Source organism: Jeotgalibacillus sp. R-1-5s-1, from assembly GCF_004405105.1.
In the GTDB taxonomy this organism is placed as follows: Bacteria; Bacillota; Bacilli; order Bacillales; family Jeotgalibacillaceae; genus Jeotgalibacillus.
In genome coordinates this window covers 38160-52497 of sequence record NZ_SORW01000008.1, presented here as the reverse complement: position 1 = coordinate 52497, position 14338 = coordinate 38160, and the positions used below count along the sequence as shown (strand labels likewise).

General features: G+C 43.9%; 14 protein-coding genes. 8 read left to right on the top strand and 6 right to left on the bottom strand.

Going from position 1 to position 14338, the window contains the following annotated elements; all coding sequences use genetic code 11:
- Nucleotides 1–63: 63 nt before the first annotated feature.
- Nucleotides 64–906 carry a flagellar motor protein MotB gene (motB, locus tag E2491_RS04185; protein ID WP_134373148.1) on the bottom strand — a complete coding sequence of 281 codons (843 nt, stop codon included), beginning with the start codon at nt 904–906 and terminating at the stop codon, nt 64–66.
- Nucleotides 893–1693: a flagellar motor stator protein MotA gene (motA, locus tag E2491_RS04180; RefSeq protein WP_134373145.1), complete on the bottom strand. Its 801-nt coding sequence runs from the start codon at nt 1691–1693 to the stop codon at nt 893–895. The genes motB and motA overlap by 14 nt, the downstream gene beginning before the upstream one ends.
- Before the next feature lie 203 nt (nt 1694–1896).
- Here motA and E2491_RS04175 point away from each other — a divergent pair, with 203 nt between their 5' ends.
- The 8 genes from E2491_RS04175 (at nt 1897) to E2491_RS04145 (ending at nt 9829) form a co-directional block, all read left to right on the top strand.
- Nucleotides 1897–3129, top strand: a complete 1233-nt coding sequence (locus E2491_RS04175; protein ID WP_134373142.1) for an aminopeptidase — start codon at nt 1897–1899, stop codon at nt 3127–3129.
- Nucleotides 3130–3229: 100 nt separating this feature from the next.
- Entirely contained in the window at nt 3230–3358 is a 129-nt protein-coding gene (locus E2491_RS17710; protein ID WP_256369342.1) for a hypothetical protein, read from the top strand.
- Nucleotides 3359–3461: 103 nt separating this feature from the next.
- Complete coding sequence (locus E2491_RS04170; protein ID WP_134373139.1) at nt 3462–3989, top strand: acyl-CoA thioesterase; 528 nt, start codon at nt 3462–3464, stop codon at nt 3987–3989.
- A 134-nt stretch (nt 3990–4123) separates the two neighbouring features.
- The gene (locus E2491_RS04165; protein ID WP_134373137.1) at nt 4124–5101 is read left to right on the top strand and encodes a BMP family lipoprotein; all 978 of its coding nucleotides are present in this window, start codon (nt 4124–4126) and stop codon (nt 5099–5101) included.
- 11 nt (nt 5102–5112) lie between these two features.
- On the top strand, nt 5113–6783 hold the full coding sequence (locus E2491_RS04160; RefSeq protein WP_134373134.1) for a methyl-accepting chemotaxis protein: 1671 nt from the start codon (nt 5113–5115) through the stop codon (nt 6781–6783).
- Nucleotides 6784–7065: 282 nt separating this feature from the next.
- On the top strand, nt 7066–8073 hold the full coding sequence (gene mreBH / locus E2491_RS04155) for a rod-share determining protein MreBH (protein ID WP_134373131.1): 1008 nt from the start codon (nt 7066–7068) through the stop codon (nt 8071–8073).
- 411 nt (nt 8074–8484) lie between these two features.
- A complete protein-coding gene (locus E2491_RS04150) occupies nt 8485–9048 on the top strand; it encodes an RNA polymerase sigma factor (RefSeq protein ID WP_134373128.1) in 564 nt (187 codons plus the stop codon).
- On the top strand, nt 9041–9829 hold the full coding sequence (locus tag E2491_RS04145; protein ID WP_134373125.1) for an anti-sigma factor: 789 nt from the start codon (nt 9041–9043) through the stop codon (nt 9827–9829). Before E2491_RS04150 ends, E2491_RS04145 begins: the two co-directional genes overlap by 8 nt.
- 32 nt (nt 9830–9861) lie before the next feature.
- Here E2491_RS04145 and E2491_RS04140 read toward each other — a convergent pair whose 3' ends face one another.
- The 4 genes from E2491_RS04140 to queF form a co-directional block, all read right to left on the bottom strand.
- A complete protein-coding gene (locus E2491_RS04140; RefSeq protein WP_134373122.1) occupies nt 9862–10995 on the bottom strand; it encodes a nitric oxide synthase oxygenase in 1134 nt (377 codons plus the stop codon).
- Nucleotides 10996–11481: 486 nt separating this feature from the next.
- Nucleotides 11482–12327 (bottom strand): YitT family protein, encoded by an 846-nt coding sequence (locus tag E2491_RS04135; protein WP_134373119.1) that lies wholly within the window; start codon nt 12325–12327, stop codon nt 11482–11484.
- Nucleotides 12328–12525: 198 nt separating this feature from the next.
- Entirely contained in the window at nt 12526–13218 is a 693-nt protein-coding gene (locus tag E2491_RS04130; RefSeq protein ID WP_134373116.1) for a DUF421 domain-containing protein, read from the bottom strand.
- A gap of 504 nt (nt 13219–13722) precedes the next feature.
- The gene (gene queF / locus E2491_RS04125; RefSeq protein ID WP_134373113.1) at nt 13723–14220 is read right to left on the bottom strand and encodes a preQ(1) synthase; all 498 of its coding nucleotides are present in this window, start codon (nt 14218–14220) and stop codon (nt 13723–13725) included.
- Nucleotides 14221–14338: the final 118 nt, after the last annotated feature.

Below are 14338 nucleotides of genomic sequence, written 5' to 3'. Positions count from 1 at the left end.
GTGAAACAAATCAAAGATTATTTTCTTAATTGTAATGCAAAAAACCGCTGAATCATCAGCGGTTTAAGGTGTTGAAGTAACGGTATTCATATCTCCATTACTTGTCACACGCGGCAGGACAAGTACTTCCACCCGTCTGTTTTGCGCGCGGCCTTCTTCTGTATCATTGGTGGCAATCGGCTGAAATTCACCAAATCCTTTTGCGCTGAACCAGCGCGGGTCCAGATTCGGATTTTCAATGACCAGCTTCATAAAGTTTACGGCACGCATTACACTCAATTCCCAGTTTGAACTGAACGCAGCCGTGCTGATCGGGACGTTATCGGTATGTCCTGAAATAATCACATTACGTGGTGGATCAAACTCGAGGAGTGAAGCAACCTCGCGAGCTATATCTCTATATTCTTCTCTCACATCTGCAGATCCGGAAGTAAACAGGACATTATCACGAATCGTTAACAGTAATCCTTCATCTGTCAGTTCAGTCGCAAACTGATCATCCAGACCGTTACCGGCAATATAGGAATCAATCTGCTGCTGTAACTCCTGCAGCTCCTCCATATCAGCCGCGGCTGCATTTTCCCGCTCCGTCTGTTCACTCAGAAATTCCTGAATCATCATCTCTTCTTCCGTCATGCCTTCTGTGGGCTCCGTTTCCGTTGTCTGTTCAGGATTATCAGCTGTTGCTGCGCTTTCTGACAGACTGGAATAATCAAGCACATTTTCACCGCCTGAGAAGATTTCCCTGAACACTTCAGACATTTGGGTGAACTTTTCCTGATCTACGGTACTGCTGGCAAATAATACGATAAACAGTGCCAGCAAAAGCGTCAGGATGTCAGCGTAGGGGATCAGCCACGATTCATCAATATGTTCTTCGTGCTTCTTTTTTTTACGCTTCGGCATTTTGTCTCACACCGCCTTCAGCCATAAGCTGCTCGCGTTCTTTAGCCGGCAGGTAAGAGGCAAGTTTTTGTTCGATGACGCGCGGTGCCTCTCCTTCAAGGACAGACAAGATCCCTTCGATCATCATATTTTTAACCATTACTTCTTTTGTTGACTTACGCTTTAACTTATTGGCAAACGGGTGCCACAATACATACCCTGTAAATATCCCGAGTAATGTGGCAACGAATGCAGCGGCAATCGCATGACCGAGTGCTTCTGTATCATTCAGATCACCGAGTGCTGCTATCAGCCCTACTACGGCTCCAAGTACACCAAGCGTAGGTGCATAAGTACCCGCCTGCGTAAAGATAGCCGCACCGGAATGATGCCTTTCTTCCATTGCATCAATTTCTTCTGTTAAGACATCTCTGATATAGTCTGCATTTTGACCGTCAATCGCGAGACCCAGACCATTGCGCAAAAAAGAATCTTCTATTTCAGACGTTTTTGATTCAAGCGCAAGAAGCCCTTCTTTTCTTGCAAGCTCTGCCCATTCACCAAACATCTGAATGACATCCGGCACATCCGTTCCTTTGCTTTCTTTAAATAAAATACCAAACAACTTTGGTACGCGTTTCAATTCGCTCATTGGAAATGCAATCGTTACTGCTGCTACTGTTCCCATAATGATAATCAGGAAAGCCGGTCCATTTAACAGTACTTCCGGTGGCGCACCCTTCAGTATAATTCCGGATCCAATCGCCAGAAAACCTAACAGGACACCAAAAAGAGAGGATTTATCCAAATCAATTCACCCACAATCACAATTTTTCTATATCTCTAATTGTTATATCGGTCACTTACTTATTCTCTTTAGAATTTTCTTCCGCTTCCATACAAAAGACATTTGTGATAGCCTTTATTTCCCTGAAAAGTATTTTTTGATTTTTTCAAACACACTGATAAAATATGAAGTGTACTAAATACATAATTAAAGGAGATTTCACAATGACAAGTCATTCAGAAATGTTTGAGAAATATGCAGACCTGGCTGTAAAGGTAGGAGTAAACATACAGAAAGATCAGTATTTATATATCGGTGCTTCCATTGACAATGCACCATTTGTCCGCCTGGTAACAAAAAAGGCTTATGAAGCCGGTGCACGTCAGGTATTTGTTGACTGGTCAGATGATGAAGTATCGAAGCTTCGCTATACGCTTGCTCCTGCAGATTCTTTCGGGGAATTTCCGGACTGGAAACGTCAGGAACGCGAACAGCTTGCTGAAAAAGGCGCAGCTTTTATGAATATTGTGTCAGCAAGTCCTGATCTGATGAAAGGCGTTGAGTCTCAGCGCATCTCCGATTTCCAGCGCGCTGCAGGTAAAGCAATGGAAAAGTACCGTCAGTATATCCAGTCTGATAAAGTGAGCTGGACCGTTATTGCCGCTCCATCTGTCGGCTGGGCGAAGAAAGTATTTCCGGAGCTGGATGAACAGGAAGCAGTCGATGCACTTTGGACAGCCATCTTTAAGGCAGTACGTGTTGATCAGGCTGACCCTGTTGCAGCATGGAAGACACACGATGAAACGCTGCATGAAAAAGCGGATTATCTCAATGATAAGAAATACAGTAAGCTGCATTACACAGCACCTGGAACTGACCTGACAATCGAGCTTCCTAAGGGGCATATCTGGGCTGGTGCCGGCAGTGTGAACGAAAAAGGCAATACATTTATGGCTAACATGCCAACAGAAGAAGTATTTACAGTACCTCACAAGGACGGCGTGTCAGGTCATGTGACGAACACAAAACCACTCAGCTATGGCGGTAATATTATTGACGGCTTTACCCTTACTTTTGAAAACGGCCGTATCACCGATGTGAAGGCGGATGAAGGAGAAGAAATCCTGAAAAATCTGATCAGCACCGATGAAGGTTCGCACCGTCTTGGAGAAGTGGCTCTTGTACCACATCAGTCCCCTATTTCACAGTCGAACGTCCTTTTCTTTAACACGCTGTTCGACGAAAATGCTTCTAATCACCTTGCCATCGGCAGTGCTTACGCATTCTGTGTGGAAGGCGGAAAAACGATGAGTCAGGATGAACTGGCTGAAAAAGGACTTAACTCAAGTATTACACACGTTGATTTCATGATCGGCTCTGATCAGATGAACATCGACGGCATTTTAGAGGATGGTACGGTTGAGCCTGTATTCCGCAACGGAGACTGGGCATTTTAAGGAAATCCTGTATTACTGAAAAAGCGTTTCCTATTCACATTCAAATCCTTTATACTTAAGGTGAGAATGTACCTTGTACGGTGAAAGGAGGCTGCCGCTTATGTTATATATGACAACGATTCTTCTTGGTTTCTGTGCTTTAATGGGCCTTGTCGGAGGAGCAATTATGTATTTTCTGCGTTTACCTTTAAACACAAAGGATGCTGAAAAAATCGATCCTCTGCCATAATGATCAATGTTTAAACCGGATTCTGTTTTAGCACTGCCTCGTCTGCAGTCTGAGACGGAATCCGTTTTTCATTTTTATCCTATTGCGAGAGGGGCTGGCTGTAATGACTGAAAAAAAATTCATGAGTGAGACGAGAACTATCCAGACGAGCAATGTCCTCCCTCCTGATACGAATCATCACGGGACACTGTTTGGCGGCAAGCTGATGGCTTACATCGACAACGTTGCCTCCATCGCGGCGATTAAGCTTGCGCGGAAGCCAGTAGTGACGGCATCAACGGACTCAGTAGACTTCCTGAAGCCGATCCGTGTCGGGGATGCTGTGACACTCGAAGCGTTTGTTTCTTATACCGGAACGAGTTCAATGGAGGTGTTTGTCCGGGTGACAAGTGAAAAACTGTTGACCGGGGAACAGGCGGTTGCTGCGATTTCATTCCTGACTTTCGTTGCCCTCGGTGAAGATGGAAAACCAGCCAGGGTTCCTCAGATTGTTCCTGAAACCGAAGAAGAAGTCTGGCTGAATGAAACAGCTGAAAACCGTGCGGCTCACCGGAAAGCGAGGAAAATGCACAGCCAGGAGCTTGCTTCATTCTTCTCTCCCGATGCGTTAAAGAAAAAAAATAACACGTGAATTTTTTCGTAAAACCTCTGCAGAGTGTAAATTGCAGAGGTTTTTTGCCGATATTAAACAGGTACTAAAGATTCAATTCATACAACTAGTTCTTTTCACATGATTAAGTTAATCTACAGGAGGTTCAGTCACAAATGAAAAAATGGATGATTTCACTAATGCTGATCGCGCTTGTTCTAAGCGGGTGTGTGTCACAGGCTGCTGATACACGCACAGTCTTTGACGCAAAAGTTGGCATTTTATTATCAGATACCGGTCTTGGGGACGGTTCCTTTAATGATGCAGCGTTCAGCGGCCTTGAGCGCGCGCGGAATGAGCTGAATATTTTATTTGATTACCGCGAAGCCCCGGAAGGCAATTACGAGGAAAAATTGCTGGAGCTTGTTGAAGGAGATTACGATCTAATTGTCGGTCTGGGCTTTTCCGTACAGGAAGCACTCGAAAAAACTGCTGAGGCTTATCCTGATCAGCAATTTCTATTAATAGATGGAACTTCTGAAATCGATAACGTGATCTCAATGACATTTAAAGATCACGAAGGCAGCTTTCTTGTCGGAGTAGTTGCTGCGATGGCAACGAAGACTAACACCCTCGGATTTATCGGCGGAGTTGATGCACCGGTGATTCACCGGTTTGAAGCAGGTTTCACAGCAGGAGCCAAATATGTAAACCCTGACATTACAATCATTACTGAATATGCAGGTGATTTCGGTGATGCAGACCTCGGCCGTTCCATAGCAGCAAAGCAGATCGAAGCTGGTGCCGACTTTATTTATCCGGCTGCCGGTTATACAGGAACCGGTGCGATTCTCGAAGCACAGGACCGCGGCATTTTCTCGGCGGGTGTTGATACTGATCAATTTTATACCGCTGAAAAATCTGTGGTGACATCCATGATGAAAAATGTGGATATCGCAGTTTACGAGCTTGTAAATGATCTGATTTCAGGTGAGTTACCGGAAGAGAGCTATGAACTCGGGTTAAAAGAAGATGGCGTTGGATTAGCTGAGATCCGCTTATTTGAAGCAGATACGAATGGAAAAGCCATGCTTATTGACGTTCGCAAAAAAATCATTTCCGGCGACATTGAAGTTCCTGAAACTGTGAAGTAAAGGAGTACACCATGACATTAAAAAAACGATTATTTTTATTGGCTCTGATCCCACTAATCCTCTCAACCGCGATTATTTTATTCATTGTCTGGCAAATGGTCAGTATGAGTTCTGCGGGTGAAAATGACGTTGATATTTTAACGGATATAGAAGCTTTAAACAGCGACATGCTGATTATTCAACAGTCACTGGCCAATTTCAGCTTAAGTCCGACAGAGAACAACCGGCTGAACACGCAAAACCAGCTGATGGAAACAGAAAGCTTTATTGAAGACCTGCTTTCACGATTGCCAAATGGTGAACAGTCAGAGCAGCTCAGTCTCATTCAGTCGAAATTCAGCGACCTTACCTTTACTGCAGGTGAATCGCTTGATCAGGGAAATGTCAGTGAAACAAACCGTCAGGCAGCAAGAGTCGGTGGTATATTAAATGATCTCTATCTGCTGACCGTTCTTGCAGATGACTGGTACGCTGCTTCCGTTAATGAAACAGCACGTCAAATTTCATTTATTGTGATCTTTTCATTATCAGCGGTTGCTGTTATTGTCATCGTCTCGCTTATCACGTCCATGATCATTTCAAAACGCATTACAGATCCTTTAAACCGGATGCTCACTCAGGCTTCAAGAGTAGCTGAAGGTGATCTGACAGTAGAAATCGAAGAATCTGCAAAAAAATCAAAGTTTGAGATTCACCTTTTAAATCAGGCCTTCAGCAATATGATGCTAAACCTGCGTGATACGGTCCTCTCCATTCATGAAGTGAGTGATCAGGTGGCCGGTTTCGCAGAAGATGTCTCTAAAAAAATCGTGCATTTAGAGGAAAGCGGCAGTCAGATCGCTTCTTCCACTGAAGAACTTGCAAAAGGAAGTCAATCAATCTCTGAAGACATTCAGGATACATCTGAGCGGATGACTGTGCTGCAGTCGACCTTCCAGCAAAGCGAAGAGCTTACCTCCCGCTCTGCAGTTAAAGGGAACGAAGCACTGAAGGCTGTGCAGAATGGACAGGAATCACTGGAGCAGCAAAAGCATTTTACAAAGGAAGCGGCAACTGCCTCCTCTTCGATTAAAAAAGAACTTGAAACATTTTCAGCCTTCACGAGTGAAATTCAGGAGGCAGCTGAATTTGTAAGAGAAATTGCAGACCAGACGAACCTGCTGGCACTAAACGCCGCCATAGAAGCAGCACGTGCCGGCGAACAGGGGAAAGGTTTTGCAGTCGTGGCAAATGAAGTGAAAAAGCTGGCTAATCATTCATCAGATGCGACCGACAAAATCACTTCAATGGTCCTGAACATTCAAAACGGGATGAGCGGAATTCTTGATGCAGCTGTTCAGGGTGAAAAACTGTCATCACATCAGCTCTCTTCCATGAATGAAACGGAATCATCGTTCAAACAAATTGCCTCGCGCGTTCAGTCTATTGACAGTGAACTCAGCACGCTGGTTAACAGCATGCAGGAATCCATGACTTACACTGTGGATGTGACAAGTGCAATTGAAAACATCTCGGCTGTAACAGAACAAACCGCCGCAGGTACCGAAGAAATTTCAGCATCAGCTGATGAACAGCAGCTCGCATTCAAAGAAGTCAGCCAGGCCATTCATCAATTACAGGAAATGAGTCTTAGAATGCAATCACAGCTGAACCAATTCAAAATACCCAATCGTGGTGAATAAAGACAGATAAAGCATACTGAAACTCTTTCCGTCTATGAGCGGAAAGGGTTTTATTACGTTACAGGATGATTATTCTTTTGTTACAGCCTCCCTTTTCATATAATTGCCCAATCCTTTCAAATCAAGATAATAGTGAACGCTTTACATTGTTACACCTATCACATTCCTGTAATATTCACGCCGCTACTACCTTCGTCCCTCCAATCCGCCTCTTAAATAGTCTATACTACTCGGAGAACGTTTCTATACATGGACGAATACGTGACATCGGAGGAATAGGACATGTTATCAAATGCAGAAATCGGTATCGATTTAGGTACAGCTAATATACTTGTATACAGTAAAAGTAAAGGAATTATTATGAACGAGCCATCTGTTGTGGCAATTGATGTGAATACAAATAAAGTACTCGCAGTTGGAACAGATGCGAAAAATATGATCGGTAAAACACCAGGTAATATTGTGGCAGTTCGTCCACTTAAAGATGGCGTTATCGCTGATTTTGATGTAACGACTGAAATGCTTAAGCACATCATGTCTTCAATCGGCAAAAAGATGGGCTTTTCACTTCGTAAGCCTAGTGTAGTTGTTTGTACGCCGTCCGGAGCAACATCTGTTGAGCGCCGTGCGATTCAGGATGCGGTGAAGTTCAGTGGCGCAAAACACGTTCACCTTATTGAAGAGCCGGTTGCAGCTGCGATCGGAGCAGACCTTCCTGTTGGAGAGCCAGTTGCCAACGTGGTTGTTGACATCGGTGGAGGTACAACCGAAGTGGCCATCATTTCATACGGTGGCGTCGTATCATGCAATACAATCCGCGTTGCCGGCGACAAAATGGATGAGGATATCATTCAGCATATCCGTAAATCCTACAACCTGCTAATCGGTGAACGTACAGCTGAGCAGATCAAAATGGAAATCGGACACGCCCCGATCGAACATAGCATAACAGAAATGGAAATCCGCGGACGCGATCTCGTGACAGGACTTCCAAAAACAATTACACTGCAATCCACTGAAATTCAGGCGGCTATTCAGGAATCCCTCATGAGCATTCTTGAATCCATTCGTGCAACACTCGAAAACTGTCCTCCTGAACTGAGTGGTGACATCGTAGACCGCGGTGTGATCCTGACAGGTGGAGGAGCGTTACTAAACGGTGTTCAGCAATGGCTGAGCGAAGAAATCGTCGTTCCCGTCCACATCGCACCAAACCCGCTTGAATCAGTCGCAATCGGAACAGGTAAATCACTATCTGTCATTGATAAACTGCAAAAAGCAGGAAAATAACCTATTTAGCCGGAACTTTTTTTAAGAGTTCCGGCTTTTTTATTCGCTAGCTAAGGACGGCCCATGCCCGGTTCACGTCTCTCTAAGAAAGAATTATTTTCTACCTCCCGAGGGCCAGATTCCCCCGAAGACTCCTGTGGCGGAAAGGGTCAGGTGAAACCGACTGGGCGAAGCACAGGCGGGTTCACCGCCCGGCCACGGAAAGCGAAGGGGGAATCTGGCCCGGTTTATCTAATACACACACAATTAACCCACTCCCCTGTTTATTTTTTAACAAAAACGGGTAAAAGTTGACTTTTTTATGATCCAAAATCAATATACAACCGTTAGCCATGTAACGATAAATTGAGTTGGCAGTCCTATTCATATAGAATAGAATCAGAAGTCAATTATCGTGTAAAGGAGTCTGCTATGCCGAACTTAACAGATACAGAACTTTACGTCCGGCTGAGGCAAAATGATAAAGAAGCACTCGCACAGTTATACGACCGCTATGAAAAGCTTGTTTACTCATTTGCTTACAGAATGACAAAAGATCGTACTCTTGCAGAAGAAACAGTTCAGGAAGTGTTTGTGAAGCTGTGGCGTACAAACGCAGAGTATGATGAATCAAAAGGAAAATTTTCTTCATGGCTGTTAACGATAACCCGCAACAAAGCCCTCGATTTTATCAGAAAGTCAGCGGCTAAACCGACAGTGGAATTCGAAGAGCGGGATTCACTGAAGGAAACTGCCGAAACACCTGATGATATTCTGGAAGAAAAAACGAAAAACCAAGCCGTCAGAAAAGCCGTTGCCCGTTTAAAAGAAGAGCAACGCACGATTATTGAACTATTTTATTTCAAGGGGCTTACCCAGGACGCCATCGCTAAACAAACCGGGCTGCCACTTGGAACTGTAAAAGGAAGGATACGCTTGGCACTAAAACATTTAAGAAAGTACATCGAAGAGGAAGGAGGAAAGGCAAATGTCTAATGTTCAATGTGATCATCTGATTGATTATTTTAACGGTCACCTGACCGGCGAAGAAAAAGAACAGTTTGAAAAACACCTTTCCTCCTGTGAAGAATGTCAGACAGAACTTGCAGAATGGAATGCGCTGGCTGACGATCTGCCATACGAATCAGAGGAAATTGAGCCTCCTGCAGGCATGAGAGAAAGAGTATTAAGCCACGTGTTTGCAGAAGAAAAACCGGTGGCGACAGAGACTATTTCTCGTGAAAAGCCCGTTGAAAAGAAGCTTGAAAAGCCTGTCCCATTCGTTGCGGATAAGAAAAAACGTCCATCAGGATCCAGATGGCTGATCCCGGCAGCTGCTGTCCTGCTGCTCTCCCTGGGAGCGAACGCCTATTTGTTCAGCGAACTGCAGACACAGTCTACCGAGCTCGCTGAAACACAGGAATCGATTGACGAGCTGCTGCAATTTGTCCAGCTTACACCAATAGAAGGTGAAAACGGACCTAACGGAACAGCTTCTATTGTCCGAAATGGTTCAGAAATCAATGTTGTCATCAACGCCTCTTCTCTTGGACCGCTTCAGGAAGAAGAAGTTTATCAGGTTTGGCTGATTGATGATGAAGCACCTCAGCGTGCAGGGACATTTAAGTCAAATGAATCAGGCACCGGCACTGTTGTTTTTGAAATGGACGTCAATGACTTTGATCTCGAGCAATGGAACCAGATTGCCATTTCACAGGAACCTGATGCTAACAGCGAAACGCCTTTAGGTGACGTTGTAATGGCTTCAGACATTTAATATCCATTAAAAAATGACTGCGTTTGTCGCAGTCATTTTTTAATGGATTGAAAAAACGGACATCCGCTTTTAACAGCCGTATCTAACATAGATGGCTGATAAAAGAAGTTAGGTGATTTCCAGGTATTTTCGTACTGTCTATGAAAAATTGGTGTGGAAGCCGGAGATACAGGTGGAATAAGCCAGGTCCAGTCTCCTGTAACCTCTCTTCCCTCCCCCTTCTCTCTATCCTCAAACATTGCAAACTGCTGACTGGCTGTATGATGATCCACAATGCTGACGCCCTCTTTTTTAAACGAATACATGACAGCCGTGCAAAGCTCAACAATTGCCCGGTCTTTCCACATAGAAGACTGATAAAGCGTTGAAAGTCCAAACGCTTCAGCCACTTTGGGTAATTGATGATAACGTTCCTCATCCGCAAAGTTTCTGGCGGCAATCTCCGTTTCCATGTACCAGCCGTTAAATGGCGCTGCTACATATTCAATGCCTCCGATTTCAAGCTTCATCTCTGAAATAATCGGAACGGCATACCAGCGCAGACCCAATTCGTTAAACGCATCAGACTCAGGATGTATAATAGAAACCTCCTTTATCAAATGAGACGGTATGTCAAAATAAACAGGCGGCTCACCTTCTACCTGAATCACAATCGGGAGAACATCATATGAAGTCCCTTCCCCCTTCCAGCCGAGCTTCTCACAAAAATCTGTCAGCTCAACAGAATGAGGATCACCGATGACGGACCCATCCTTCTGTCTGTAGCCCGCATAACGAATGAGCTGATGATTGTAAATACGTACGGGATCAGATCCATCAGCTCTTCTTGGTTTGAATAACGTCACTGTGGAGCGGATCTTCCCGTCATTTGTGGCGTAATCAATATGATTGAATAATGACTGTCTGATATCATCAGCAGAGCTGGCTTCTCTTGCGTCAAACACGTTCAGGCTGTTCCAGAACAGTCTGCCGATGCAGCGGTTGCTGTTTCTCCAGGCAACCTTAGCCCCGAAATCCAGTTCATCATAAGTGTGTTCATAAGTATGTGATGACAGAATGCTTTGTTTTATTTCATTTAGCCTTTTGTTCCGAGCGGAATCCGGCAGTTTTTTCTCTCTGTAATACTGCGTGATAAAGGACTCTGCTTTATTATATAACTCATTCATTTGCAGCCCTTCTTTACTTTTGATCTACTCGCAATCTTATCATGGAATCGTGATGATCTTCACTATTGTGTGGGTATTTGTCGATAGATTGACATTTATAAACATATATAGTTTGTGCATGTTTGTTGGAGGGTTGGATAACGTTTATACATTATAAAACCGGGCCGGACTTATCCTTCGCTCCGCTGTCTAGCTACGGCGACTAGCCCCTCGAGGTCATAAGTCAAAGCTGAACGAGGGTAAAAGCAGCCCTCTTTTCATCTTCGCCTTATGCTTGTCGGGGCTGGACGAGTCGCCTTCGCTTTTCCAAGGCCGGGCGGTGAACCCGCCTGTGCTGCGCACATTCGGTTTCATCTGACCCTTTCCGTCAGGTGAGTCCAGCCCTCGAGTCTATTTCCACTCGACTGGCTCTTGATTATGTAATCTTTTTCAAAATTAGAAGTTAACAAATGAAAAAACCACAGCTTTTTTTGCTGTGGTTTAGAGTCAGGCGAGACGTTTAAAGTTCTGGCCGAGGATTTCGTTCATGTTGTGGACGGTTATGAAGGCTTTTTCATCCTGTTTGCCGATATAGTTTTTCAGACGTGACAGATCTTTTCGTCCTAATATGGTTGTGATGACTTCTTTTTGTTCGTAATTGAAGGCACCTTTCGCTGTGTGGATAGTAGCACCGCGGCCGAGTTCACCCACGATAAATGCACGGATGAGTGCGCTCTTCTGGCTGATGATGACGACTTCTTTGTTTGCGTTAAATTGCTGAAGTGTATAGTCGATCATTAAGCCATTTAAAATAACGCCGAAAAATGCGTACATACCCGTTTGTGGACCAAACAGCAGAGATGAAGATAGTGCGACGGCAAGGTCTGAAAAGAGCACTGCACGCCCAATTTCAATTTTAATATATTTGTTTAAAATCATTGCAATAATATCTGTACCGCCGGTTGAAGCACGCTGGTGAAACACGATCGCCATTCCTGTTGCGGCAATACACTGACCGATAATGAGTTGAATCAGAATATCATCGCTGAGCGGCGCTGTCATCGGCGCGATCCATTCAAGGAGCCAGACGTAACCTGATAATGCAAAGCTTGTATAAATCGTTTTGGCACCAAATTGAAAGCCAAGAAAAATAACGCCTAAAATAAACAATAGAATATTAACAATAATCATGAACAGTCCGATCGATAATCCCGGAAAAAGAGAATTTAATACGATGGACATTCCGCTGACGCCTCCGGTTGCAAGGCTGTTCGGGGATAAGAAAAAATGAACGTTAACAGCAACAAAAAATGCTCCAAGATTCATTAATAGAAAACTCATTAATTTTTTCATGCGAAATGCCTCCCTCTATGCAATTTTCAATTCACAAAAACGCATTATACGCGGTGTGAATCGGCATGTAAAGAGGTTCGGGCTCAAGGTATTATCAGTCTTTTTTAATGATTCTGCCTGTCGTATGATTATGCAATTGTAAGCGATTATAACGCTGATATATGCGGGAAACTGTCATTTTTATAAAGACAGCCGGATTTAATTTTTTTCCTGATGATCGTATAAATCAAAGTACATTCTGCCATCACCATTCATCTGGGCAAGAAAAACATCTTTCATCAGCAGCCTTCTTTTAGCAAGCTCCTCTGTCATCCACTCTCTCGTTTTTTCAATCGATTGAAGTGCCTTATCCATAGGCTTTCCATCCATAATCAAAACCACAGGCTCTCCGGACTGGGGTTGTGTGCCGAAAACATCTTTTTTTGTAAGCGGCTTCGCTTCATCCTTCAGGAGTACATTCAGATCTCCTGAGGGTTCAAGGATCGCAAACTCAACATCAGACACCTCAAAAACTTCTTTTTTTCTCAAAAGCTCCAGCAGCTCATCCGATGTATAACGTTCTTTTTTTAGATTTTTCTCAATGATCTCACCACGCTGAATCATTACCGTCCCCTCTCCTTCTATGAGGTCACGCAGTTTCTTGCTTTTCAAAGAACCAAAATCAGCAAGCAGCGGAATCGCAATAAAAGCCAGAATTCCGAGAACCCCATGATAAAAGTTTCGATCCAGACCAGTAATCACCTCAGCTCCGATACTGCCAATCGTAATGCCCGTCACATATTCAAAAAAAGATAGCTGGGAAATCTGCTTTTTTCCAAGAAGCTTTGTACAAACAAACAAAACCAACACAATCAAAACCGCTCTTATGATCACGATCAAATATTCGTTCATCGCTTAACCGCCTTTTTTAACAAGCGTTGCCGAAAAAGATATTTATCATTCAGTCAGCTCTTTAATCTAATAGTGAAATAAGTAAAACCCTCATGACTTAATTCTTCTCATCAACTAAAATCTGCTATATTCAGAATAATACGCAGACAAAAAGCCGGATCCCAATGCTAAGTCAGCAAATGGAATCCGGCCCGATACTATTTTATTAAAGAAATCGAGAAATCAAAGGCCGGGTCACATCCGGAGACTCCTGCGGCAGAGAACCGACAGGTGAGACAGCTATAGCTATGTCAAGCACAATTGCCCCACCGCGCTGCCGCAGAAAAAATTTGACCCGGCCATATTTCTATTTTTATAAAACCGTGATAAGTTGATATGAACAAAGGGCCGTATTCCCCCGAAGACTCCTACGGCAGTGAAGGGACAGGTGAGATAGCTGTGCGAAGCACAGTTGGCTCACCGCCCGGCCGTGGAAAGCGAAGGGGGAATCCGGCCCGGCTTTAATTAACGATTATCAATCTTCTCCGGATACATATCATGATTCATCAGGCGGTGATACGCCATCTCTTCATACTTCGTACCCGGCTTCCCGTAATTCGTATATGGATCAATCGAAATTCCGCCACGCGGCGTAAACTTACCCCACACCTCAATGTAACGAGGATCCATCAATTCAACCAGGTCATTCAAAATGATATTCATGCAGTCCTCATGGAAATCACCATGATTACGGAAACTGAACAAATATAGCTTCAGTGACTTACTCTCCACCATCTTTTGATCAGGAATATAACTGATATAGATCGTCGCAAAGTCCGGCTGATTTGTTTTCGGACAAAGTGATGTAAACTCAGGACAGTTAAATTTTACAAAATAATCACGGTTCACATGCTTGTTTTCAAATGCTTCAAGCACATCCGGTGAATAGTTAAATGAATACTCCACTCCCTGATTTCCAAGAAGATTAACGCCTTCCAATTCTTTCTCATTACGGCCTGACATGGCAGTACCTCCTGTTTTATAATATTGCAGCGTTAGGGACAGCCCCTCACTCTACCTTTTATACAGACAAAAAAGAAACATCCCGTTCCAGATGCTTCTTAAGTAATTCCAGCATTTA